The sequence below is a fragment of the Sphingomonas natans genome, from assembly GCF_030546695.1.
Taxonomy (GTDB): Bacteria; Pseudomonadota; Alphaproteobacteria; order Sphingomonadales; family Sphingomonadaceae; genus Sphingomonas_I; species Sphingomonas_I natans.
In genome coordinates this window covers 272,330-295,370 of record NZ_JAUOTP010000001.1, presented here as the reverse complement: position 1 = coordinate 295,370, position 23,041 = coordinate 272,330, and the positions used below count along the sequence as shown (strand labels likewise).

22 protein-coding genes and 1 tRNA gene are annotated in these 23,041 nt (G+C 65.9%); 14 read left to right on the top strand and 9 right to left on the bottom strand.

The annotated features are described in order from the left end of the window. Together Q4F19_RS01435 and Q4F19_RS01430 are read left to right on the top strand one after the other, a co-directional pair. Entirely contained in the window at positions 1–2,679 is a 2,679-nt protein-coding gene (locus tag Q4F19_RS01435) for a TonB-dependent receptor plug domain-containing protein (protein WP_303539358.1), read from the top strand. A 133-nt stretch (positions 2,680–2,812) separates the two neighbouring features. Next, complete coding sequence (locus Q4F19_RS01430) at positions 2,813–3,319, top strand: RidA family protein (protein ID WP_303539357.1); 507 nt, start codon at positions 2,813–2,815, stop codon at positions 3,317–3,319. Positions 3,320–3,364: 45 nt separating this feature from the next. On the opposite strand, the gene murA is transcribed toward Q4F19_RS01430, so the two are convergent. From murA to pgi, 5 genes are all read right to left on the bottom strand, one after another. Next, positions 3,365–4,651 carry a UDP-N-acetylglucosamine 1-carboxyvinyltransferase gene (murA, locus tag Q4F19_RS01425; RefSeq protein ID WP_303539356.1) on the bottom strand — a complete coding sequence of 429 codons (1,287 nt, stop codon included), beginning with the start codon at positions 4,649–4,651 and terminating at the stop codon, positions 3,365–3,367. Between the two features lie 114 nt (positions 4,652–4,765). Then, positions 4,766–5,089 carry an ATP-dependent Clp protease adapter ClpS gene (gene clpS / locus Q4F19_RS01420; RefSeq protein ID WP_303539355.1) on the bottom strand — a complete coding sequence of 108 codons (324 nt, stop codon included), beginning with the start codon at positions 5,087–5,089 and terminating at the stop codon, positions 4,766–4,768. Between the two features lie 168 nt (positions 5,090–5,257). Further along, positions 5,258–6,088, bottom strand: coding sequence for a phasin family protein (locus Q4F19_RS01415; RefSeq protein WP_303539354.1), 831 nt, complete (start codon positions 6,086–6,088; stop codon positions 5,258–5,260). A 105-nt stretch (positions 6,089–6,193) separates the two neighbouring features. Beyond that, positions 6,194–7,888, bottom strand: a complete 1,695-nt coding sequence (locus tag Q4F19_RS01410; RefSeq protein WP_303539353.1) for a thiamine pyrophosphate-binding protein — start codon at positions 7,886–7,888, stop codon at positions 6,194–6,196. Between the two features lie 65 nt (positions 7,889–7,953). After that, on the bottom strand, positions 7,954–9,453 hold the full coding sequence (gene pgi / locus Q4F19_RS01405) for a glucose-6-phosphate isomerase (RefSeq protein ID WP_303539352.1): 1,500 nt from the start codon (positions 9,451–9,453) through the stop codon (positions 7,954–7,956). Positions 9,454–9,551: 98 nt separating this feature from the next. On the opposite strand from pgi, the gene lepB reads away from it, so the two are divergent. From lepB to ligD, 6 genes are all read left to right on the top strand, one after another. Next, a complete protein-coding gene (gene lepB, locus Q4F19_RS01400; RefSeq protein ID WP_303539351.1) occupies positions 9,552–10,328 on the top strand; it encodes a signal peptidase I in 777 nt (258 codons plus the stop codon). Positions 10,329–10,375: 47 nt separating this feature from the next. Beyond that, positions 10,376–11,047 (top strand): ribonuclease III, encoded by a 672-nt coding sequence (rnc, locus tag Q4F19_RS01395; RefSeq protein WP_303539350.1) that lies wholly within the window; start codon positions 10,376–10,378, stop codon positions 11,045–11,047. Then, positions 11,044–11,937 carry a GTPase Era gene (gene era / locus Q4F19_RS01390; RefSeq protein WP_303539349.1) on the top strand — a complete coding sequence of 298 codons (894 nt, stop codon included), beginning with the start codon at positions 11,044–11,046 and terminating at the stop codon, positions 11,935–11,937. The genes rnc and era overlap by 4 nt, the downstream gene beginning before the upstream one ends. 69 nt (positions 11,938–12,006) lie before the next feature. After that, a complete protein-coding gene (locus Q4F19_RS01385) occupies positions 12,007–12,930 on the top strand; it encodes an aspartyl protease family protein (protein WP_303539348.1) in 924 nt (307 codons plus the stop codon). A 73-nt stretch (positions 12,931–13,003) separates the two neighbouring features. Further along, entirely contained in the window at positions 13,004–13,936 is a 933-nt protein-coding gene (gene ku / locus Q4F19_RS01380; protein WP_303539347.1) for a non-homologous end joining protein Ku, read from the top strand. A gap of 11 nt (positions 13,937–13,947) precedes the next feature. Beyond that, entirely contained in the window at positions 13,948–16,551 is a 2,604-nt protein-coding gene (gene ligD / locus Q4F19_RS01375; protein ID WP_303539346.1) for a DNA ligase D, read from the top strand. A gap of 111 nt (positions 16,552–16,662) precedes the next feature. Here ligD and folE read toward each other — a convergent pair whose 3' ends face one another. The 4 genes from folE to Q4F19_RS01355 form a co-directional block, all read right to left on the bottom strand. Continuing rightward, on the bottom strand, positions 16,663–17,262 hold the full coding sequence (gene folE / locus Q4F19_RS01370; protein ID WP_303539345.1) for a GTP cyclohydrolase I FolE: 600 nt from the start codon (positions 17,260–17,262) through the stop codon (positions 16,663–16,665). 22 nt (positions 17,263–17,284) lie between these two features. Then, positions 17,285–17,368 (bottom strand) — tRNA-Leu (locus tag Q4F19_RS01365). A gap of 44 nt (positions 17,369–17,412) precedes the next feature. Further along, positions 17,413–17,811 carry a DUF805 domain-containing protein gene (locus Q4F19_RS01360; protein ID WP_303539923.1) on the bottom strand — a complete coding sequence of 133 codons (399 nt, stop codon included), beginning with the start codon at positions 17,809–17,811 and terminating at the stop codon, positions 17,413–17,415. 20 nt (positions 17,812–17,831) lie between these two features. Next, entirely contained in the window at positions 17,832–19,340 is a 1,509-nt protein-coding gene (locus tag Q4F19_RS01355) for a YifB family Mg chelatase-like AAA ATPase (protein WP_303539344.1), read from the bottom strand. Between the two features lie 137 nt (positions 19,341–19,477). On the opposite strand from Q4F19_RS01355, the gene Q4F19_RS01350 reads away from it, so the two are divergent. The 6 genes from Q4F19_RS01350 (at position 19,478) to yihA (ending at position 22,980) form a co-directional block, all read left to right on the top strand. Beyond that, positions 19,478–19,762 carry a PGPGW domain-containing protein gene (locus Q4F19_RS01350; protein ID WP_303539343.1) on the top strand — a complete coding sequence of 95 codons (285 nt, stop codon included), beginning with the start codon at positions 19,478–19,480 and terminating at the stop codon, positions 19,760–19,762. Positions 19,763–19,885: 123 nt separating this feature from the next. Continuing rightward, positions 19,886–20,020, top strand: coding sequence for a 50S ribosomal protein L34 (gene rpmH / locus Q4F19_RS01345; protein ID WP_303539342.1), 135 nt, complete (start codon positions 19,886–19,888; stop codon positions 20,018–20,020). Continuing rightward, positions 20,017–20,373 (top strand): ribonuclease P protein component, encoded by a 357-nt coding sequence (gene rnpA / locus Q4F19_RS01340; RefSeq protein WP_341850153.1) that lies wholly within the window; start codon positions 20,017–20,019, stop codon positions 20,371–20,373. Before rpmH ends, rnpA begins: the two co-directional genes overlap by 4 nt. Continuing rightward, positions 20,370–20,582, top strand: a complete 213-nt coding sequence (yidD, locus tag Q4F19_RS01335) for a membrane protein insertion efficiency factor YidD (protein WP_303539341.1) — start codon at positions 20,370–20,372, stop codon at positions 20,580–20,582. The genes rnpA and yidD overlap by 4 nt, the downstream gene beginning before the upstream one ends. A gap of 20 nt (positions 20,583–20,602) precedes the next feature. Further along, positions 20,603–22,318: a membrane protein insertase YidC gene (gene yidC, locus Q4F19_RS01330; RefSeq protein ID WP_303539340.1), complete on the top strand. Its 1,716-nt coding sequence runs from the start codon at positions 20,603–20,605 to the stop codon at positions 22,316–22,318. Beyond that, positions 22,315–22,980 (top strand): ribosome biogenesis GTP-binding protein YihA/YsxC, encoded by a 666-nt coding sequence (gene yihA, locus Q4F19_RS01325; protein ID WP_303539339.1) that lies wholly within the window; start codon positions 22,315–22,317, stop codon positions 22,978–22,980. Before yidC ends, yihA begins: the two co-directional genes overlap by 4 nt. The last annotated feature ends 61 nt before the right edge of the window (positions 22,981–23,041 follow it).

The window sequence follows — 23,041 nt, the reverse complement described above, 5'->3', positions numbered from 1 at the left end:
ATGAGGAAGATCGGGATTATTTCGCGCGGTGCGCTGGCGATGGCGCTGGCGGCGTCGGGCCAGGCCGCGTTCGCACAAGCCACATCGGGCGCCGCATCGGACGCGGACGCGATCATCGTCACCGGCACGCGCACGACTGGCTTCAAGGCCTCCGACAGCCCGGCGCCGATCCAGATCCTCGGCAGCGATGCGCTCAGTCGCGTCGGCCAGCCGGATCTCAATCAGGCGCTTGCCCAGCAGATCCCGTCGATCCAGGCACAGGCGTTCGGCAACGACCAGACTGCCTTCCATCCGTCGATCAAGCTGCGCGGCGTCAGCCCGAACCACACTTTGATCATGATCGATGGCAAGCGTCGTCACGGTACCGCCAATGTCGCGGTCACCAATGCAGTCTGGACGGGCGGAGCGGCCCCCGATCTCGGCCTCATCCCGGGCGACATGATCGATCATGTCGAAGTGCTGCAGGATGGCGCCGCCGCCCAGTACGGCACGGACGCGATCGCCGGCGTCGTGAACTTCATCCTGAAGAAGAACGATCATGGCGGCACGATCAATATCGATGGCGGCCAATATTTCGCAGGCGATGGCGAGCAATATCACATCTCCGGCAATATCGGCATCGCTCCGATCGAGGACATGTTCCTGTCGCTGACCGGCGAGTACAAATTCCACAATTACAGCTTCCGCGGCGACGTGGATCCGCGCGTCGTCGATACCGGGCTGAACACCGCCGCCAATACCGGCAATAGCGGTGGCCGGACGATCCTCGCCCGCTATCCCGGAGTCAAGAATTTCGCGAACTATCCCTATGTGAACCGGATCTTCGGCGATGGCCGGATGGAGCTGACCAACGGCTTCTACAATTGGGGTTATTCGGGCTTCAAGGATATCGAGCTCTATTCGTTCGGCAGCATCTCGCGCCGCGTCGGCCGTACTTTCCAGAACTATCGTCTCCCGAACGTCGTCTTCGGCAAATCGGCGTCGCCCAACATTGCCGTGCCGACCGGCGACATCCCGTTCCCGCAGGGCTTTTCGCCGCAGGAAGTGCTGCGCGAACTCGATTATTCCGCAACCGCCGGCGCCAAGGGGACGTTCGAGGCGACGACGGTCGACCTGAGCGCCACCTATGCGCGCGACGTCAACAAGATCTACGTCGAGAATTCGGCCAACGCCGCGCTTTACTACGATACGTCGACGCTCACCTCACCGGGCTTCACGCCGCGCAATGTTCACAACGGCGACTTCATCTCGACGCAATTTGTTTCGAATTTGGACCTGACACATGAATTCGACGTCGGCCTCGCTGGGCCTGTCACGGTCGCTGGCGGTCTCGAATATCGCTGGGAGGAATATCAGCTCCGCGCGGGTGAACTGGCCTCTTATTATGTCAGCACGAACACCGCGGCACCGGGCGGCGGGATCCAATCCTTTTTCGGCTACGCACCGTCCAACGCAAGCGTGAATAGCCGCAACAACTTCTCCCAATATGTCGATGTGTCGGTGAAGCCGGTCGAGGCCTGGCTGATCGACGGTGCGGCGCGCCACGAACATTATTCGGATTTCGGCGACACGACGGTCTTCAAGCTGACGAGCCGCTACGACATCGTTCCCGAATTTGCCGTGCGCGGCACGGTCTCGACCGGTTTTCGCGCACCCACTCTGGCGGAGGGCTTCTACTCGGGCATCAATGTCAGCGTCTCGTCGCTGTCAGGCATCTTTGCACCAAATTCGGCGGGCGCGGCCGCGCTTGGTCTGGGTGGCCTGAAGCCTGAAAAGTCGACTTCGTTCAGCGGCGGTATCGTCGCGCACCCCGTCTCGCGTCTGACCGTGACTCTCGATGGGTATCGCCTGACGATCCGGGATCGGATCGTCCAGTCCGGCGGCTTCACCGGCTATTCGAACAACTGCCGATACCTGCCAGGCGGTTACACCTCCGCCACGAACGTGCAGGCCGCTTATACCGCCTTCGTTGCGGCCGGCGGCACCTGCACGGGCACGATCTCCCCGAGTGTTTTGACCGCGCTGTTCAACAACGGTGTGCCCATCACCTCGGTGATCGGCACGATCAACGGCGGCGCGTCGGGGTCGCTTGCGGTCAACAGCTTCGTCAACGGCGTGAAGACGCAGACCACGGGCCTGGATTTCCTCGCCAATTATTTCACCCCGATCGACGGCATGGGGCGCGTCGATTGGTCGCTGGCCGTTAATTACAACAAGACCAAGATCAAGAAGGTGGCCCCGCCGCCATCGGGCGTGAACCAGTCGACGGCGATCCTGGACGTCTATGCCCAGTCGCAGATCACCAACACGACGCCCAAGATCCGCGCCACGGCCGGCGCCTTGTGGACGTTCGACCGGTTTGAGATCAACCTGCGCGAATCCTATTACGGGAATAGCGGGTTCCTCACGACCTTCCCGACCAATGCGAACCGCGCTTATTATATCAGCGCGGGCAAGGCCTTCATCACCGATCTGGAAGCCAGCGTTAAATTCGGCCCGATCAAATTCTCGATCGGCGCCAACAATCTTCTCAACAAATATCCGAAGGCATATCCGGACGAGTTCCGCGCCGCGCAGTATGAGACGAGCTCGACGGCCTTCATCACCAAATATCCGGTCAGCTCGCCTTATGGCGTGATGGGCGGCTATTATTACGGAAAGATCGGTGTCCGCTTCTGATCTTCCCGTCATACCCGGCCCGGGACGAGCAAGCCTCGTCCCGGGCTTTTTTCGTACGTCACCATTGCGGCGCGGCAACGAGTGGGCTTCACTCTGCCGCGCCGGTTCCGATTTTTTCCAGGAGGCTTCCCCAATGAACAAGCTCGTCGCGTCGTCGCTCATCGCCCTTGCCGCGCTCGGCGCCACCGCCGCGCCGGCGGCCGGCATCACCCGCAACACGCTGCCCGCGACCAACGGCAAGCCCGCGCGCATTCTGGAAAGCGTCGAGGTGCCCGCAGGCGCGACGACGCTGTACGTGTCCGGCCAGCTCGCCTCGCCGATCGATCCCAGCAAGCCGGCGACGACGATCGCCGACTTCGGCGACACCAAGACGCAGGCGCTGAGCACGCTCAACAAGATCAAGAAGATCGTCGAGAGCCACGGCTATGCGATGTCGGACATCATCAAGATGACGCTCTTCCTCGCGCCCGATCCCAAGCTCGGCAAGATGGACTTCGACGGCGTCAACGCCGCGTTCGAGACCTTCTTCAACGTACCCGGCAACCCCAACACGGTCGCGCGTTCGGCGTTTCAGGTCAGTGCGCTGGCCGGCCCGAACTTCCTCGTCGAGATCGAGGTGACCGCCGCCAAGGTGAAGTGATGCGCGCGGGCGGGTGGTCGTTCGCGGCCCACCCGCCCCTCGCCCTCAGCCGTCGCCGTCGCGCTCGATATCGGCGCCGACCGCCGACAGTTTCTCTTCCAGCCGCTCATAGCCGCGGTCGAGATGGTAAATGCGCAGAACCTGCGTCTCGCCTTCCGCAGCAAGCCCCGCGAGCACGAGGCTCATCGAGGCGCGCAGGTCCGTCGCCATCACCGGTGCGCCGACCAATTTGTCCACGCCCTTCACGATCGCGGTGCGGCCATGCACCTGGATGTCCGCGCCCATCCGGGTCAGCTCGGGGACGTGCATATAGCGATTTTCGAAGATCGTCTCAGTCAGCACGCTGGTCCCTTCCCCCAGCGCCAGCATCGCCATGAACTGCGCCTGCATGTCGGTCGGGAAAGCCGGGAACGGCGCAGTCGAGATTGTGAGCGCGCGTGGTCGCGAGGCCGCCCGCACGCGCAGGCCACCCGGCTCGTTGCTCACCTCCAGCCCTGCCTCGACGAGCGGATCGAGGATGGCGCCCATATCGTCGGCATTGGCGCCTGCCAGCAGCAGGTCACCGCCCGTGATCCCCGCCGCGCAGGCATAGCTGCCCGCCTCAATCCGGTCGGGCATCACGCGATAGTCGGCGCCGTGCAGGCTCTCCTGACCCTGCACCACCAGCCGTTCGGTGCCGATGCCCGAAATGTCCGCACCCATCGCCACGAGGCACCGGCACAGATCGGCGATCTCGGGCTCGCGCGCAGCATTCTCGATCACGGTCTCGCCGCGTGCGAGCACGGCGGCCATCAACACATTCTCGGTCGCGCCGACCGAGACGATCGGGAAGCTCACGCGTCCGCCGCGCAGCCCGCCGCTCGGGGCAGTCGCCTTCACATAGCCGGCCGCCAGCTCGATCTCGGCGCCCAGCGCCTCGAGGCCCTTCAGATGCAGATCGATCGGCCGGTTGCCGATCGCGCAGCCGCCGGGCAGCGACACCGTCGCCTCGCCCGCCCGCGCCAGCAGCGGCCCGAGTACGAGGATCGAGGCACGCATCTTGCGAACGATATCATAGGGGGCGACGGTCGATGCGATATCGGCCGCGTGCATCGTCATCGCGCGATTGATGCCGTTGGACGATGTCGCGCCCGCGATCGTGGTCGAGACGCCGAGGCCGTTCAGAAGATGCCCGAAGCTGTCGACGTCAGCGAGGCGCGGAAGATTGGAAAGCGTGAGTTTCCCGTCCGTCAGCAGCGCACAAGGCAGCAGGGTGAGCGCGGCATTCTTCGCGCCGGAGATGGGGACGGTGCCGATGAGCGGCTTGCCGCCGCGAATGATGATGCGATCCATTTCGCCGCCTTATCGCGCGGCGAAGCGCTATGCGAGATGCCTGGGCCGCAATCCCGTCTTTTCCTGCCAACGGCTCAGCCGGTCAGGCCTTCTTTCCGCTGGACGCAGAGGCGTTCAGGCTTTCTCCAACGTGCACTGGAGCGGATGCTGGTTCTGACGGGCGAAATCCATGACCTGCGTCACCTTGGTCTCGGCGACCTCGTAGCTGAACACGCCGCAGACGCCGACGCCGGTCTGGTGGACGTGGAGCATAACCCGCGTCGCATCCTCGATGCTCATCTTGAAGAAGCGCTGCAGGCAGAGGACGACGAATTCCATCGGAGTATAATCGTCGTTCAGCATCAGCACCTTGTAAGGCGATGGCTGCTTGGTCTTGGAACGCGTGCGGGTGGCGACGCCCAGACCCGTGCCCTCGTCGTCGCCGCGGCGCACGGCCATCGACAGCGGCGGAGGAGAACGATCGATCATCGCGTGTGAATGTCCCGGAGCATCAAGGTCATGAGAATATGCAGGGAGGCGGCTTGCCGCAAGCCTCATGCCCGAAATGAAGCGGGCGGCCGCGTCGCCGCGACCGCCCGTCAGGACGCTCAATTAATGGTGAGCGGCTCAGATCTTGGTCGCGGACTTCACCTTTTCCGCGGCGAGCGCGTAGCGCGTCGACAGCGGCTGGGCGACTTCGCTCGCAACCTTCATGATCGATTCGGACAGCTTCGAAGCCTCGGCCACGGCGCTGTCGAACGACGACTTCGCGAAATCGGACTGAAGCTGGAACAGCTCGGTCGGCGACTTGGCGGCGGCGAAGCTCTTGAACATCGCCATCGCGCTTTCGAAGCTCTTCTTGCTGTACTCGGCGGTTTCCTTGCCGATCGTCTCGCTGGCCTTCGCCGCGATGCGCGCCGATGCGACGAGCGCCTCGACATTGCCCTTCGTGAACTCGGTCATTTCCTCGTTGAGCTTGCTGCTCTTCTCGACCGCGCTCTTGAAGCGCGTGTTCATTTCGCCGAGCATGGCCTTCGCCTTGTCGGTGGCCTCGGCTGCGGGCTTCGTAACGGTAGCCATCTGATCTTTTCCTTCCAAGGTGGCGGCGAACGTCGCGGGCTTCGCCGATTTCGGTGTCATCACTCTGGCCGGCGACGCGGCGGCCTTGATCACTGTCTTTGCGACGGCTGCCGGCTTGGCCGGGATCACCGCTTTCAAGGGCGCGGGCGACTTGCTGGCTGCGCGCGTTTTGGGGGAAGCAGATTTCCTCGGCGCCGGCGCTTTGGCAACGGCCTGCGGCTTGACTTCGGCCACCGCTTTGGCGGGCGCCTCCGTCACTTTGGCGACCGTTTCCGGCGTCTTCGCGGCAGGCGCATCGACGGCACTTTTGTTTGCGGGAACGGTCGGCGTTTTCGCAGCCTGCGCATCAGATTTCTCTGCGGCGTCCTTCGGCTTCACTGGCGCACTGTCTTTATCCACGGGTCTCTCCGCCCTTGCTGTGAGCAAGAAATATGCGAATCCCGAATCGATTTCAACTGGTTTTTTGTGCAGTGCACAAAACTGTCATGCGCCCGAGATTCCGAGCAGGATTTCCTTCGCTTTTGCCAGCCCGAAGCGAGCCGCCTGACCGATGTCGAGCCGCGGCATGAGCGGGATTTCGTTCGGATCGACATCGACGTGGAGGATCGCCGGACCCGGCAAAGCGAGGAAAGTGCGAATCGATTCCTCCAGCCGCGCCGGCTCGCGCACCCGGAAGCCGTCCGCGCCGCATGCCAGCGCGAACGCAGCAAAGTCGACCGACATCAGGCTCGCTCCCTTCGGCGCGGGGTTGCCCGCCCCCTCCATCTCAAGATGGACGAGCCCCCATCCCTGATTGTCATAGACGACGACCTTGATCGGAAGGTCATGCTCCACCGCGGTGATGAACTCGCTCATCAGCATCGACATGCCGCCGTCGCCGACATGCAGGATCACCTGCCGCTTGCGATCGAGCGCCTGAATGCCGTTGGCGATGCCGAGCCCGGTGCCAACCGCCGCATTGTTGAACGAGCCGCAGATCCGCTGGCCGCGCTTCTGCCGCGTCCAGTTGCCCGCCCACAACGTGACCTCGCCGGTGTCGGTCACGATCACGGCGTTTTCCTCGGACAGGTCCGACAGCAGGCGCGCGAGCCGGGGCGGATGGATGCGATCGTCGCTTCGCGCCGGATCTGCGCGCGCATCCAACTTATCGTCCCAGCTCTGGCGAGCTTGAAAGATGCCGTCGCTGAAGGCGGTATCTAATCGCCCGGGCAGGCGCTCGAGCAAGCCCAGGAGCGCGGGCCGCACCGATCCGACGACCCCCAGCGAGATCGGCGCGCGCCGCCCCATTACGCCGGCCCGCTCGTCGATCTGGATTACGCGTCCGTGGCTCGGCAGGAATTCCCCGTACGGATAATCGGTGCCGAGCATGAGCAGCAGATCGGCATCGTTGAGCGCGTCCACGCCGGGCTTCCCGCCGATCAGGCCGACGCCGCCCATCCACAGCGGTTCGTCATGCGGCATGATATCCTTGCCGCGATAGCTATGGAGCAAAGGCGCCTTCAGCAGGCCCGCCAGCGCGCGCAATTCGTCGCCGGCGCCGCGACAGCCTTCGCCGCAAAAGATCGCGACCGTCTTCGCCTCGCCGATCATCGAAGCGGCCAGCGCGATGTCCGCGGGGTCCGGCAGCACGTCCGGACGCGGCCGGAGCGTGGCAAGGCTCGTCAACGGTCCGGACGCGTTGGCCGCGAAGATGTCGGGAGGGATCGAGATATGCGCGACGCCGCGCTCGCCATAGGCCATCGCGATCGCCTGGTGGATCAGCGCGGGCGCCTGCTCGGCGGACGCGAGCAATTCCGAATAGACCGAGACGTCGCGGAACAGGCTGACCGGATCGTCCTCCTGCAGATAATCGGTCCCGCGCAGCCCGCTCGGCACACCGCCGGAGATGGCCAGCACCGGCGCATGATCCTTGCGCGCTTCGTAGAGGCCCGCGACCAGATGGTTGCCGCCCGGACCCGTCGTGCCGCAGCAGACGCCGAGCCGGCCGGTCAGCTTCGCCTGCCCCGCCGCCGCGAGCGCCGCCCCCTCTTCGTGGCGGACGCCGATCCATTCGAGCCGTCCGTCGGCGCGGATCGCTTCGGTGAACGGGTTCAGTGCATCGCCGACGATGCCGAAGATATGACGAACGCCGATCCGCGCGAGCGTATCGACAAGCAGGTGCGCGACGGTTTCGGACATCGCGCTTCAACGCATCGTCGGATGCAACGATCCGGCGGCCACGGCGGACCGCCGGATTGCTCGCCTCAGCCGAACGCGCGCGCGATCAGATCCTTCGTCGATACGTCGAAATTGCCGGTTCCCTCGGTCGAGATTTCCTTGGCCATCTGCTTGCCGAGTTCGACGCCGAACTGGTCGAACGGATTGATCCCCGTCAGCACCGCGTTGCAGAAGGTGCGATGCTCGTAAAAGGCGATCAGCGCGCCCAGCGTCCGCGGATCGACCTGATCGAGCAGGATGGTGCTCGACGGGCGGTTGCCCGGATAGGCGCGGGCCGGATCGTCATTGCCCTTGCCGGTCATCAGCGCCGCGCCCTGCGCGAAGCAGCTCGCGAGCAGCGCATGGTGATGCCCATCGTCCAGCGCGTGCCCCGGATCGATCGAGGCGATGAATTCGACCGGCACGACATGCGTGCCCTGGTGAAGCAGCTGGAACACGGCATGCTGCGCGTCCGTGCCGACCCCGCCCCACGTGATCGGCGACGACGGAATGTCGAGCGCCTCGCCCTCGATCGTCACGCTCTTGCCGTTCGATTCCATCTCGAGCTGCTGGAGATAGGAGGGCAGCAGCCGCAGTCGCTCATCATAGGCGAAGACGGCGCGCGTCTCGAGCCCGCGCACCACCGCATAATAGCGATCGGCGAAAGCCGCGATCAGCGGCAGATTCTGCTCGGGCGGCGTCAGCTTGAAATGACGGTCCATCTCGGCTGCGCCTTCCAGCAGCGACTCGTAGGCGTCCCAGCCGAGGCCGAGCGCCGCGGGAAAGCCGATCGACGACCAGAGCGAATAACGGCCGCCGACACTCTCCGAGAAAGGCAGGATCCGCGTCTCGTCGACGCCCCACTCCATCGCCTTGTCGGGCGCGGCGGTGAGCGCCACCGCGCGGCCATAGGGATCTTCGACGCCGCCTTCCTGCATCCAGGCGATAACGCTCTCGGCGTTCATCATCGTCTCGGTAGTCGTGAAGGTCTTCGAGGCCACGGCAAGCAAAGTCGCGGTCGGATCGAACTTGCGGAACACTGCCTCCAGCGCCGCGCCATCGACATTCGAGACGATCGCGACGTCATAGCGATCGACGTCGCGCCCGAGCGCATCGACCAAGAGGTTCGGCCCCAGCGCGGATCCGCCGATGCCGACATGGATCACGTGCCGGATCGGCCCGAGCGCTTCGCCCTCGATCGCATCGATCAGCGCCCGCATCCGCGACTGATAGCCCTTTGCCAACTCGACCGATTCCGCCTTGCCCACGCCGCGCTCGGCTGGATGCTCGGCGGGGCGGCCTTCGGTCGGATTGACGATCTCGCCCGCGAACAAAGCGCGGCGATGCTCCTCGAAGCCGAGCTTGCCCGACAGTGCGAGGAAGGCGGCGATCATCGGCTGATCGAGATGCGTCTTCGAGAAATCGAAATGCATGCCCGCCGCATCGAACGAAAGCTGCGAGAGGCGATCGGGCTCGGCGCTGAACAGGTCGGTCAGCCGCCGCTGCGGAAGTTCGAAGATCGGGGCATAGTCGGTCTTGGTCACCATATATCGTCCTCCAGCGGCATTCGCCCGGCTCAAACGCAGCAAGCGCCGCTTGGCCCCACCCTTGACCGGCGACGGTGCGGGCCGCAATGCCCGCGCCGATGTCGCGCCGTCTGGTCGTGGAGCTCCTCACGCTCGCCGCTGCCGCTCTCGCGGCGTTCCTGATCCGATCGTTCGTCGCAGCGCCATATTCGATCCCGTCGGAATCGATGCTGCCGACGTTGATGGTGGACGATACTTTGCTCGTCGAAAAGTGGCGTCTCGGCCCGGCGCGTCGGCTTTCGGCCTTTGTGGGACGAAACGAGCCGGAATTGCCCGCGCGGGGCGACATCGTCGTATTCCGCGCGCCGCCGGCGGGACGGCAGACCTATGTGAAGCGTCTGATCGGCCTGCCCGGCGATCGCGTCGCGCTTAGGGGCGGCATCGTCATCCTGAACGGCAAGCCGATCGCGCGCTGGCGGATCGCCGACTTCGTCGAGCGCGTCACGCCGAACAGCCCGTGCCGCCCGGATCCGGGCACCCGGGTGAAACTGGAGTCAGACGACGGCGGAAGCCTCTGCCGCTATCCGCGCTTCCGCGAGATGCTGCCCGACGGCCGAGCCTATCCGATCCTCGATATCGCCGACGATGATGCGGACGACATGCCCGAGCGGACGGTCCCCGCCGACCGAGTCTTCGTGCTGGGCGACAATCGCGATCGCTCGGCCGACAGCCGCTTCCCGGCTAAGGACGGCGGCGCGGTCGGCATGGTGCCCATCAAAAATTTGATCGGCCGGGCGCGGATCGTGCTGTTCTCGACCGACGGCCGCTGGCGCTGGACCGCACCGTCCACTGGGCGCGCGGCGCTCCGGCGCGAGCGGATCGGGAAGCCGCTCTGAACGCGCCTCGGCTTGACAGCCCCCGCCCCCGCCCCCACCCGAACGGCATGACGGACAATCTCGGCGCCTGGATCGCACAGAGCCTGGATCACACACCCCGCGACGCCGCGCTGTTCCGCCGCGCGCTCACGCATGGCAGCCATGGCGAGGCCAATTACGAGCGGCTCGAGTTTCTCGGCGATCGCGTGCTCGGCCTCGTCGCCTCGGCCTGGCTGTACCGTCGCTATCCCAACGAGCCCGAGGGGAATCTGTCGATGCGCTTCAACGCGATCGTCAGCGGCGAGGCCTGCGCCGAGATCGGGCGCGATATCGGCGTGCCGGCGATGATGATCCTCGGCAAGCAGGCGCGCGACGATGGCGCGCAGGGCAGCGACAATGTCGTCGGCGACGTCGTCGAGGCGCTGATCGGCGCGCTCTATCTGGATGGCGGGATCGACGTTGCCGAACGCTTCATCCACCGCGCCTGGGAGCAGAAGGTCGAGACGCTCACCCGCGCGCCCAAGCATCCCAAGTCCGCGCTCCAGGAATGGGCGGCAGCGCACCGCTGCAAGCCGCCCGTCTATACGACCGAAAGCCGCTCCGGCCCGCATCATGCCCCCAGCTTCACCGTCACCGTCACCGTGGCCGGACGCGGCGGCGGCAGCGCGAAGGCCGAGGGCACATCGAAACAGGAGGCGGAGACCGCCGCCGCCATCACCTTGTTGGGACAACTTACGTGAGTCAGAAATGCGGCCTCGTCGCGGTGCTCGGTGCGCCGAATGCGGGCAAATCCACCTTGGTCAATGCGCTCGTCGGCCAGAAGGTGGCGATCGTCAGCCCCAAGGCGCAGACCACGCGCGCGCGGCTGATGGGGCTCGCGATCGAGGGCGAGAGCCAGTTGCTGCTCGTCGACACGCCGGGCATCTTCGATCCGCAGCGGCGGCTGGATCGGGCGATGGTCTCGGCGGCGTGGGGCGGCACCGACGGCGCCGACGTGATCGCGCTCGTGATCGACGCCAAGGCCAAGTTCAACAGCAAGACGCGCACGCTTGTCGATCAGGTGGCGGCGCTCGCCGAGCCGAAGATCGTGATCCTCAACAAAGTCGATGTCGCCGACAAGGGCCATCTGCTCACGCTCGCCTCCGAACTGCAGGGAATGCTCAATCCCGAGACGATCTACTTCGTCTCGGCGATGACGGGGGACGGCATTCCGGAGCTCAAGACCGAGCTTGCCAAGCGGATGCCGGAAGGGCCGTGGCACTTCCCCGAGGATCAGGTCTCCGACGCGACCGACCGGATGCTCGCCGCCGAGGTGACGCGCGAGCAGCTCTATCTTCAGCTCCACGCCGAGCTGCCTTATGCCAGCGCGATCGAGACCGAGAAATATGAGGAGCGCAAGGACGGGTCGGTTGCGATCCACCAGCAGATCCTCGTCGGCCGCGAGACGCAGAAGGCGATCGTGCTCGGCGCGAAGGGCGTGCGGCTGAAGGAGATCGGATCGCGGGCGCGAGCCGAACTTTCGAACATCATCGGCAAGCCCGTCCACCTGTTCCTCCACGTGAAGGTCAATCCGCGCTGGGAGGAGGATCGCTCGCTCTATCGCGACATCGGGCTCGACTGGGTCGAGTGATCGCTTGCGAAAGGCCCGGATCGGGCGCACTCTCCGAATAGCCGCAGCATAGCGGCCCGGGAGGTTGTCGTGGCGGTGCATGCTTTCGCTTTGTGGCTGGCCGGGCTCGCATCGGTCACGACGCCGGTCCTGCCCTCTTTCGTCCTCGGCAGCGATCCCGGCGAGGAGACGCTCGCCACTGCGACCGATCTCGCCACGCGCATGACCGTCGACACCCATGTCAACGGCGCGGGCCCCTTCAGCTTCACGATCGACACCGGATCTGATCGCAGCGTTGTCTCGGACCGGCTCGCCTCGCATCTGAGCCTGCCGATCGGCCGGATTGTCACCATCTACGGCATCGCCGGACCGTCCTCCGTCTCGACCGTCAACGTCGCCTCGATCCGCGTCGGCCAGCGCGAGAGCAGGGACATCGCCGCACCGGTCCTGCCCGAGCGATCGCTCGGCTCGTCGGGCTTCCTCGGCATCGATGCGATGCGCGACCAGCGCGTATTGATGGATTTCAAGCACAAGCGGATCACGTTCGCGACCTCGGCACGAGAGGCGATGGAAGGCGAGGAAGGCGTGATCGTCGTGACCGGGCGCAGCCGCTTCGGGCAATTGATCCTGACCGATGCGCGCGTCGGCGGGATCAAGGTCCACGCGATCATCGACACCGGTGCGGAGAACACGATCGGCAATCTCGCGCTGCGCAAGGTGATGGCGAAGCGCGGGCCGATCGCCGGCGAGATGACCACGATCATCGGCGTGACCGGCGCCGAAATGCCCGCCGAGGCATCGAGCATCGCGCGCATCCGGCTGGGCGGACTGCAGCTCGTGAACATGCCGATCACCTATGCCGACGTGCGGACCTTCGCCTTGTTCGGGATCGACGACAAGCCGGCGATCCTCGTCGGGATGGACGTGTTGCGCGGCTTCGAGCGGGTCGCGGTCGACTTTAAACGGCGGGAGGTCCGCTTCCGGGTCGGTGATGGCGCGATCGGACAGAGCTGAGCCTGCGACCACAGCCGGAACTCCCACCCCTTTCGCGCTTTGAATCGGCTTCGCAACGAAGGGGATCACGCACATGGCCGCGCGCGCCTACTGGCAGGGGCAGATCCGCCTCGCGCTTGTCTCGATCCCCGTCGAGATCTATTCGGCCACGCGCAGCGGCGCGACCGTCGCCTTCAACCAGATCCACGAGCCTTCGGGCAAGCGCATCAAATATGAGAAGGTCGCTCCCGGCATCGGGCCGGTCGATCCCGACGAGATCGTCAAGGGCTTCGAATATGAGAAGGGCAAATATGTCCTGATCAGCGACGAAGAGATCGAAAGCGTGAAGCTGGAGAGCAAGAAGACGCTCGATCTGACCCAGTTCGTCGATCAGAGCGAGATCGACGCCATCTATTACGACAAGCCCTATTTCGTGGTGCCCGCCGACGATCTCGCCGAGGAGGCGTTCATCGTCCTGCGCGAGGCGCTGCGCCGGGCGAAGAAGGTGGGCTTGGGCCAGCTCGCGCTGCGCGGCCGCGAATATGTCGTCAGCCTCAAGCCGTGCGGGCGCGGCATGGTACTGGAGACGCTGCGTTATTCGGACGAGGTCAACAAGGCGCAGGCCTATTTCCGCGACATCCCCGACCAGAAACCCGAAGCCGACCTCCTCGATCTGGCGACGACGTTGATCGACAAGAAGACTGCGACCTTCGACGCGGGCGAATTCCACGATCGCTATGTCGATGCGCTGAAGGAGCTGATCGACAAGAAGCGCAAGGGCAAGACGCTCGATGTCGAGGAGGAGGCGCCGGCGCAGTCGCGCGGATCCAACGTGGTCGATCTGATGGCGGCGCTGAAGCGCTCGCTGGAAAAGCCGGGCGCGGCGACCGACGACGCCGTGGCGACGAAGCCGGCGAAGGCCTCGGCCAAGCCGACCGCGGCGAAGAAGGCGGCGAGCGAGGATGCCAAGCCGGCACCGCGCCGCGCGCCGCGCAAGGCGCCGGCACGCAAACGCGCGGTCGGGTGACGGCGTAGCTCATGGCCCGCGCCGCGCCCGCCGCCGATCCGCTCGCGACCTACAATGCCAAGCGCGACTTCAAGAAGACTGCCGAGCCCGCCGGCACGATCGGCGCGGCGGGCAGCCATTTGTTCATGGTCCAGAAGCATGATGCGACGCGGCTGCATTGGGATTTCCGGCTGGAGCTGGACGGGGTGCTCAAGAGCTGGGCGGTGACGCGCGGCCCCAGCCTCGACCCCGACGACAAGCGCCTTGCGGTCCGCACCGAGGATCATCCGCTGGGCTATGCGACCTTCGAGGGGACGATCCCCAAGGGCGAGTATGGCGGCGGAACGGTGATGCTGTGGGATCGCGGCACTTGGACGCCGCACCCGGACAAGGATCCACGCAAGACGATCCTCGAAGGCCATCTCCACTTCACGCTGCAGGGCGAGCGGATGAAGGGCGAATGGCTGATGATCCGCCTCAAGCCCCGCCCCGGCGAGAAGCGCGAGAACTGGCTGCTGCGCAAGATCCAGGACGAGTTTGCGGGCGGCAGCGGCGATCTCGTCGATCAGGCGCTGACCTCGGTCGAGACCGGGCGGACGATGGTCGAGATCGCGGCGGGCGCCGGCGGCAAGAGCGTGTGGCATTCGGATCAGGCTGCGGACCAGCAGACTGAGGTTGCTACCGCCGAGCCTCTGTCCAAGAAGAAGGCAAAGAAGCCCGGTAAGGCCCTGCCCCTGGCCGCTTTTCGCGAACCACAGCTCGCGACGCTCGTCGATCATGTGCCGACGGGATCGGACTGGATCCACGAGGTCAAATATGACGGATACCGGACCCTGCTCGCGATCGGCGGCGGCAAGGCCAAGGCGTTCACCCGCACCGGGCTCGACTGGTCGGATCGCTTCTCGCCCATCGTCGCCGCAGCCGCGGCGCTGCCCGGATCGGCGCTGATCGACGGCGAGGTCGTCGCGCTCGATGCGCAGGGCCATCCGAGCTTCCAGGCGCTGCAGGCGAGCCTGAAGGGAGGCGGCGGCACGCTGGCCTATTTCGCCTTTGACATCCTCGAACAGGATGGCGCGGATCTGACCGCCCTCTCCAATCTCGATCGCAAGGCGCGGCTCGCGGCGCTGCTGGAAGGTGTCGATGCGCCGTTCCATTATGCCGATCACATCGCCGGGCAAGGCGAGAAACTGTTCGCAAGTCTCTGCGGGCAAGGCCTCGAGGGCATCATTTCGAAGCGCGCGGATGCGCCCTATCGCGTCGGCCGACGCTCGCAGAGCTGGCTCAAGATTAAGTGCATCCACCGCCAGGAATTTGTCATCGTCGGCTGGACGCCCTCGGACAAGGGGCGCGGCTTCCGCTCGCTGCTGCTCGGCCTGCACGAAAATGGCGCGCTGCGTTACGCCGGCAAGGCGGGCACCGGCTTCGACATGAAGACGATCGACATGCTGATGGAGCGAATGGCGCCGCTCGAACAGAAGACAGCCACCGTCCCCGCCCCGCGCGCGGCCGTCCGCGGCGCGCACTGGATCGCTCCCAAGCTCGTCGCCGAAGTCGCCTTCACCGAATTCACCGACGAGGGCGTGCTGCGTCATCCGAGCTTTATCGCGCTGCGAGAGGACAAGCCGGCCAGCGAGGTGGTACTGGAGACACCCTCGCCCGTTCGCCCTGAGCTTGTCGAAGCGCCGTCATCCTCTTCGTCGAACGCAAAAAAGAAGAAAAGCGGCGCTTCGACAAGCTCAACACAAGCGGAAGAGAAGAAGGGCAAAGCAACGCCCTCTCCCGTCACGATCACCAATCCCGATCGCGTCATCTATCCCGAGAGCGGGCTGACCAAGGGCCAGCTCGCCGATTATTATCTGCGCATCGTCGATCCGATGCTGGAATGGCTCGGCGATCGTCCGGTGAGCCTCGTCCGCTGCCCGCAGGGCCGCGCCAAAGCGTGCTTCTTCCAGAAGCATGATGCGGGCAGCTTCGGCGACGCGGTCAAGCATGTCCCGATCCGCGAGAAAGACGGGCATGACGAGCCCTATCTCTATCTCGACGATGCCAAGGGCCTGCTGACCTGCGTCCAGATGGGCGCGATCGAATTCCATGGCTGGGGATCGAAGGTCGCCGACGTCGAGATGCCCGATCGGCTCGTCTTCGATCTCGATCCCGACGAAGGGCTGGGCTTCGATGCGGTGCGCCGCGCCGCCTCCCAGCTGCGCGACGTGCTCGGCGAGATGGGGCTGGCGAGCTGGCCTCTCCTCTCGGGCGGTAAGGGCGTGCATGTCGTCGTGCCGCTCGATGCGAGCCGCGCCTGGCCCGAGGTCAAGGATTTCGCGAGCCGCTTCGCGCGCGCCATCTCCGAAGCGCATCCCGATCGCTTCACCGCCAACATGAAGAAAACCGAGCGCAAGGGCCGCATCTTCCTCGACTGGCTGCGCAACCAGCGCGGCGCGACCGCGGTATTGCCCTATTCGGCGCGGGCGCGCACCAATGCGCCGGTCGCCGCGCCGATCACATGGGACGAGCTGGAGGAGACCGAGAGCGGCGGCCGCTTCACGATCCTCGACGTGGAGGAGCTGCTGAAGCGGGCGGGCTCGAAGGCGCTCAAGGGCTGGGCACAGGCGAAGCAAAGGCTGCCGGAGCTTTGAGCTTCACATGAACCGTTCGTGCTGAGCCTGTCGAAGCACCGTTCTTCTGTTCCGCGAAAGAAAGGACGGCCCTTCGACAAGCTCAGGACAAGCGGAACTTTTTGAGAGTAATCAATATCCCATCAAAGCAAGCACTTCGCGGCGGCTTCTCTCATCTTCGCGGAACACGCCCATCATCCGGCTCGTCGTCATGCCGACGCCGTGGACGCGCACGCCGCGCCCGGTCATGCAGCCATGCTGTGCCTCGACGACGACCGCGACGCCGTGCGGATGAAGATGCTCCCAGATGCAGTCGGCGACCTCGGCGGTGAGCCGCTCCTGCACCTGCAGCCGGCTCGCGAAACCGTGGAGCACGCGCGCGAGCTTCGAGATGCCGACGACGCGATCGCGCGGCAGATAGGCGATCGAGGCGGTGCCGACGATCGGCGCCATATGATGCTCGCAATGCGACTGGAACGGGATCGCCTTCAGCAGCACGATCTCGTCATAGCCGCCCACCTCCTCGAAGGTCCGGCTCAGATGGTACGCGGGATCCTCGAGATAGCCCTGGCAATATTCCTTCCACGCGCGCGCGACGCGGTTGGGCGTATCGAGCAGGCCCTCGCGCTCGGGATCGTCGCCGGACCAACGGATGAGCGTGCGGACCGCATCGGCGACCTCCTGCGGCACGGGCAGCTTGGCGGGGGGCTCGGGCTCGGTGGTTCCGCTCATCGATCCTCCCGCTGTTATTGCGTGGTGCCCCTGGCCGGACTCGAACCAGCACTCCTTGCGGAATCCGATTTTGAGTCGGACGCGTCTACCATTTCACCACAGGGGCACGCGGGGTGCGGTTAGCCGAGCGGACGCCGGCTCGCAACTGCGTCAAAGCGTCCGCGGCGGACCCCAGCGATTGACGACCGGCCACGAGGCCTGCGTGTAGAAGATCAGCAGCACGAGCCAGCCAATCACCGGGACGAAGAACAGGAGCAGCCACGCGCCGCTGTGATTGGCGTCGTGCAGGCGACGGACCGACACCGACAGGAGCGGAATCAGCATCGCCAGCCAGAATATCGCGGACAGGAAGCCGCCATTCCAATCGGCCATGCCGGCCATGCCCCAGTTGAAGGTCTGCCAGCTGCGATCGAGCCGGCCGAAGCCGAGCGCCTGATCGATCGTCGCAAGGATCGCCTCGGCGATGACGACGCCGAGCATGAACAGCCAGAATTCCGAGCGATCGGATCGGCCGCGGAAATCGGCGAAGCGGCGGATCGGGGTCAGCATCTCGTTCACGTGGAATCACCTCAGGCGCGCGGCGGTTGCCGCCGATAGCTGAGCGCTTCGGCGACATGGATGCGACCAACGCCTTCGCTGCCGCCAAGGTCCGCAATCGTCCGCGCGACGCGCAGCACGCGGTGATAGCCCCGCGCCGACAGCCGCATCGCTTCGGCTGCCTGCGCCAGCAGTTTGCGGCCGGGATCGTCGGGCGTGGCGAACCGATCGAGCAGTTCGCCGTCGGCCTCGGCATTGGTCCGTACGGGCTCGCCGGCGAAGCGCGCGGTCTGGAGCGCGCGGGCCGCGGCGACGCGCGCGCGGACCTGCGTCGATCCCTCGGCGGGCGGCGGGAGGACGAGATCGGCGGCGCTGACGCTCGCCACCTCGACATGCATGTCGATCCGGTCGAGCAGCGGTCCCGAGACCTTCGCCTGATAATCGGCGGCGCAGCGCGGCGCGCGCGAGCAGGCTTGGCCGGGATCGCCGAGATGCCCGCAGCGGCACGGATTCATTGCCGCAATCAGCTGGACGCGCGCCGGGAAGGTGACGTGGCTGTTGGCGCGCGCGACCGAGACGCGCCCCGTCTCCAGCGGCTGGCGGAGCGAATCGAGCACGGGCCGCTGGAATTCGGGCAGTTCGTCGAGGAACAGCACGCCGAGATGCGCGAGGCTGACCTCGCCCGGCTTGACCTTGAGCCCGCCGCCGACGAGCGCGGCCATCGAGGCGGAATGATGCGGGCTGCGGAACGGGCGGCTGCGCGAGAGCTTGCCGCCCTCCAGCGTGCCCGCGACGCTCGACACCATCGACACTTCCAGCGCCTCGGCCGGGGTGAGCGGCGGGAGGATGCCGGGAAGGCAGGCGGCCATCAGCGACTTGCCCGCGCCGGGCGGGCCGACGAACAGCAGATTGTGTCCGCCGGCGGCGGCGATCTCCAGCGCGCGCTTGGCGGTCTCCTGCCCTTTGACCTGCGCGAGATCGGGGCCGTGCGCCTGGAGTTCGGCCCGCCCCGGCTGCGACGGGACCAGCGCGCTGGCGCCGCGGAAATGATCGAGCAAGGCCATCAGATCGGGGGCGGTGATCACCTCGACCGATCCCGCCCACGCCGCTTCCGGGCCTTGCGCGGCGGGGCAGATCAGGCCGAGCGACCGTTCGGCCGCGTGGATCGCGGCCAGCAGCACGCCGGGCGAGGCGGCGATCCGCCCGTCGAGCCCGAGCTCGCCGACGACGAGATAGCCGGCCAGCGTCTCGGCATCGACGACGCCCATCGCGCCGAGCAGCCCGAGCGCGATCGGCAGATCGTAATGCGAGCCCTCCTTGGGCAGGTCCGCGGGCGAGAGGTTGACCGTGATCCGCTTGGGCGGGAGGGCGAGGCCGATCGCCTGGAGCGCGGCGCGCACCCGCTCGCGGCTCTCGGCGACAGCCTTGTCGGGCAGACCGACGACCACGAACGACGGCACGCCCGGCGCCACCTGCACCTGCACTTCGACGCCGCGCGCCTCCAGCCCCAGGAACGCCACCGTCGAGACATGCGCGACCAAGTTCGGAACTCCCCCTGCCCCGCGCCGACGATAGCGGGTTTTCCGCCGTTGCAAATCATTGCCGCGCGACGAACCGGAACCTTCCTGCGGCCCCGCGACTTGCCCTTGTCATGGCGGACACCCCATATCCTTCCATGATGAAAGCGCAGACTGGCCATATGCGGCTCTGCCTGCTCGGCCTGGGCTGGTTCCTGGTCGTGCTGTCGCCCTTCGTCGGCGTGCTGCCGGGGCCAGGCGGGATCTTCGTCTTCGCCGCGGGTCTTGTCCTGCTGCTGCGCAATTCCGCCTGGGCGCGGCGGCGTTACGCGCAGCTCAAGCGCCGTTGGCCGAAGACGGGATCGGTGTGCGATCATGCGATGCGACGGCGCAGCGCGCTCCGCCGCCGCGCGATCGCCAAGGCGCGGATCGCCGGTGCCGATTGATCATCGCCCGGATTGACTTTCCGCCGCCTTGCCCATAGTGGCACCGCCCTGACGGCCGCCGTTTTTGGGCGGCCTTTTGCATTGCGGGTCCTGCGGGACACGACGCCAGAGGGATTGATTGAGATGAAGCGGACCTTTCAGCCGAGCAACCTGGTGCGCAAGCGTCGCCACGGTTTCCGCAGCCGGAGCGCAACGCCCGGCGGCCGCAAGGTGCTCGCCGCCCGCCGTTCGCGCGGCCGCAACAAGCTCTCCGCCTGAGCGAGACGCATTCGCTGCGGGGACTTCGGATACGCTCCGAATTTCTCGCCGCCAATAGCGGAAAGCGCGCCGCGATGCCCGCCTTCGTCCTCCTCGTCCGTCCGCGTGGCGATGGGGATGCGACGCTCGGCATGGGCTTCACGGTGACCAAGAAGATCGGCAACGCCGTCGTCCGCAACCGGATCAAGCGGCGTTTCCGCGCTCTGGCGCGCACGCTCTACCCGATCGAAGGCGTCGCCGGGGCCGATCATATCCTGATCGGTCGCTCCGCCGCGCTCACGCGCGATCATGCGGGGCTCGTCCAGGACCTCACCAAGGCGCTCGGCCGTATCCGGCGCGATCTCGCGAAATGATCGTGGCGCCCCTCATCTGGGTCGCCCGATTCTGGCAGATCGGCCCGTCCCGGCTGCTGCCGCCCACCTGCCGCTACTCGCCTTCATGCTCGGCCTATGCGATCGAGGCCTGGACGCGCTATGGGGCGCTCGCCGGCACCTGGCTGGCGGTGAAACGCATCCTGCGCTGCCAACCGTGGGGCGGATGCGGCCACGATCCGGTCCCCTGACCCGAGGTTCTTGAAACACCGTGCAAAATCAGCGCAACCTGATCCTGGCGATCGTGCTCTCGGCGATCGTGCTCATCGGCTGGACCTTCCTTTCGGAACGGTTCCTGCCGCCGTCGAATCCGCCGGCGACCAAGATCGTCGACGGCAAGATCGTGCCCTTGCCCAAGCCCGAGGCGATGCCCGACAGCGCCACGACGGTGCGCGATCGCGCGCTGGTGATGCGCGAGACGCCGCGCGTCGCCATCGCCACGCCGCGCGTCGCCGGATCGATCAACCTGAAGGGCGCCCGGATCGACGATCTCGTGCTGCTCGATCATCGTGAGACGGTTGCCAAGAATTCGCCCCCCGTCCGCTTGCTCTCGCCGCGCGGCACGCCCGATGCCTATTTCGCGGGCTTCGGCTGGAGCGGCGACAATATCGCGCTCCCCGGCGACGATACGGTCTGGACCGCGGACGGCACGCGCCTGACGCCGACCACGCCGGTCACGCTCCGCTGGGACAATGGCCAGGGCCAGCGCTTCGCGATGCGTGTCGCGATCGACGCCAACTACATGTTCACCGTCACCCAGACGGTCGAGAATCTCGCGCCGCAGGCGATCGGCGTCCGTCCTTATGGGCTCGTCAGCCGCGTCGGCATCTCGAAGGATCCCTCGAGCTGGACGATGCACACCGGCCCGATCGGCACGTTCAACGGCGCGACCGATTATTCGGTGAGCTTCAAGGATCTCGATAAGGCGGGCGCTCCGGGCCAGCGTTTCGAGACGACGGGCGGCTGGATCGGCTTCGGCGACAAATATTGGCAGACCGCTCTGGTCCCGCCGCAGAATATTCCGGTCGGCGCGGGCTTCCGTGCCGGCGACGGCGGCCGCTATCAGGCCGATGTCGCCGCCCCGCTCCAGAAGATCGCGCCGCGCAGCAGCGCTTCGGTCGAGCAGCGCTTCTTCGCGGGCGCCAAGGAAGTGTCGGTGCTCGACGCCTATCAGGCGCAGGGCGTCGCCAAATTCGATCGCGCGGTCGATTGGGGCTGGTTCGTCTGGTTCGAGAAGCCGATCTTCTATTTGCTCGACTGGCTGTTCACCCATGTGGGCAATTTCGGTGTCGCGATCATCTTGCTCACCTGCTGCGTGCGCGCGCTGCTTTTCCCCGTCGCGCAGAAGCAGTTCGCGTCGATGGCCTCGATGCGCAAGGTGCAGCCCAAGATGAAGGCGCTGCAGGAACGCCACAAGGACGACAAGCCGCGGCTCCAGCAGGAAATGCTGAAGCTGTATCAGGCGGAGAAGGTCAATCCGGTCGCGGGCTGCCTGCCGATTTTCATCCAGATGCCGATCTTCATCGCGCTCTACAAAGTGCTGATGCTGTCGATCGAGATGCGTCACCAGCCGTTCGCGCTTTGGATCCGCGATCTCTCGTCGCCCGATCCGCTGACGCCGATCAACCTGTTCGGCGTGCTGCCCTTCGATCCGCCGGGCTTCCTCCATCTTGGCGTGCTCGCGATCCTGCTCGGTGTCACCATGTGGCTGCAGTTCAAGATGAACCCGCCCGCCGGCGATCCGGCGCAGCAGCAGGTGATGCAGATCATGCCATGGATGATGATGCTGTTCTTCGCCCCGCTCGCGGCCGGGCTGCAGCTTTATTATGTCGCGAATAATCTGCTGAGCCTGGCGCAGCAGCAATATCTCTACCGGCGCACGCCGGGCCTGCGCGAGAGCATGTCGGCGCAGGCGACGGGCAAGTGAACGGACCCGGGCCCGACGGCTCCGAAGAGGACAATGGCGAGCGGATCGAGGCAGCGCGCAAGCTGTTCGCCGGCCCGATCAATTTTCTCAAGTCCGCGCCGGGGCTGCAGTTCCTGCCCGATCCCGATCTGCCCGAGGTCGCCTTTGCGGGCCGATCGAATGTCGGCAAATCGTCGCTGCTCAACGCGCTGACCAACCGCAACGGTCTGGCGCGCACGTCGAACACGCCGGGCCGGACGCAGGAGCTCAATTTCTTCGATGTCGGCGAGCCGCCGATCCTGCGCCTCGTCGACATGCCCGGCTACGGCTTTGCCGAGGCGCCCAAGGATGTCGTCCGCCGCTGGAAATTCCTCGTCAACGATTTCCTGCGCGGACGCCCGACGCTCAAGCGCGCGCTCGTGCTGATCGACAGCCGCCACGGCGTGAAGCCGCCCGATCTCGAGATGATGGAAATGCTCGACAAGGCGGCCGTCTCCTATCGGCTTGTCCTGACCAAGTCGGACAAGATCAAGGCAAGCGCGCTCGAGGCGGTCTCCGCCGCGGTCGTCGCCGAGGCGCGCAAGCATGCCGCGGCGCATCCCGAGATCCTCGCCACGTCGAGCGAGAAAGGCGGCGGCATCCCGGAGCTGCGCGCCGCCGTGCTGGATGCGATGAAGGCCTGACGGCCGCTCACGCCGCCCCACCCCGTTTGGTTCGAGCTTGTCGAGAACCTCGCAGCTTCGA

Excerpts from the sequence above, each read along its gene's own strand:
- Q4F19_RS01435 (WP_303539358.1), top strand. The coding sequence starts at position 1 with ATGAGGAAGATCGGGATTATTTCGCGCGGTGCGCTGGCGATGGCGCTG.
- Q4F19_RS01430 (WP_303539357.1), top strand. The coding sequence starts at position 2,813 with ATGAACAAGCTCGTCGCGTCGTCGCTCATCGCCCTTGCCGCGCTCGGC.
- murA (WP_303539356.1), bottom strand. The coding sequence starts at position 4,651 with ATGGATCGCATCATCATTCGCGGCGGCAAGCCGCTCATCGGCACCGTC.
- clpS (WP_303539355.1), bottom strand. The coding sequence starts at position 5,089 with ATGGCCGTGCGCCGCGGCGACGACGAGGGCACGGGTCTGGGCGTCGCC.
- Q4F19_RS01410 (WP_303539353.1), bottom strand. The coding sequence starts at position 7,888 with ATGTCCGAAACCGTCGCGCACCTGCTTGTCGATACGCTCGCGCGGATC.
- pgi (WP_303539352.1), bottom strand. The coding sequence starts at position 9,453 with ATGGTGACCAAGACCGACTATGCCCCGATCTTCGAACTTCCGCAGCGG.
- lepB (WP_303539351.1), top strand. The coding sequence starts at position 9,552 with ATGTCGCGCCGTCTGGTCGTGGAGCTCCTCACGCTCGCCGCTGCCGCT.
- rnc (WP_303539350.1), top strand. The coding sequence starts at position 10,376 with ATGACGGACAATCTCGGCGCCTGGATCGCACAGAGCCTGGATCACACA.
- ku (WP_303539347.1), top strand. The coding sequence starts at position 13,004 with ATGGCCGCGCGCGCCTACTGGCAGGGGCAGATCCGCCTCGCGCTTGTC.
- ligD (WP_303539346.1), top strand. The coding sequence starts at position 13,948 with ATGGCCCGCGCCGCGCCCGCCGCCGATCCGCTCGCGACCTACAATGCC.
- folE (WP_303539345.1), bottom strand. The coding sequence starts at position 17,262 with ATGAGCGGAACCACCGAGCCCGAGCCCCCCGCCAAGCTGCCCGTGCCG.
- Q4F19_RS01360 (WP_303539923.1), bottom strand. The coding sequence starts at position 17,811 with ATGCTGACCCCGATCCGCCGCTTCGCCGATTTCCGCGGCCGATCCGAT.
- Q4F19_RS01350 (WP_303539343.1), top strand. The coding sequence starts at position 19,478 with ATGAAAGCGCAGACTGGCCATATGCGGCTCTGCCTGCTCGGCCTGGGC.
- rpmH (WP_303539342.1), top strand. The coding sequence starts at position 19,886 with ATGAAGCGGACCTTTCAGCCGAGCAACCTGGTGCGCAAGCGTCGCCAC.
- yidD (WP_303539341.1), top strand. The coding sequence starts at position 20,370 with ATGATCGTGGCGCCCCTCATCTGGGTCGCCCGATTCTGGCAGATCGGC.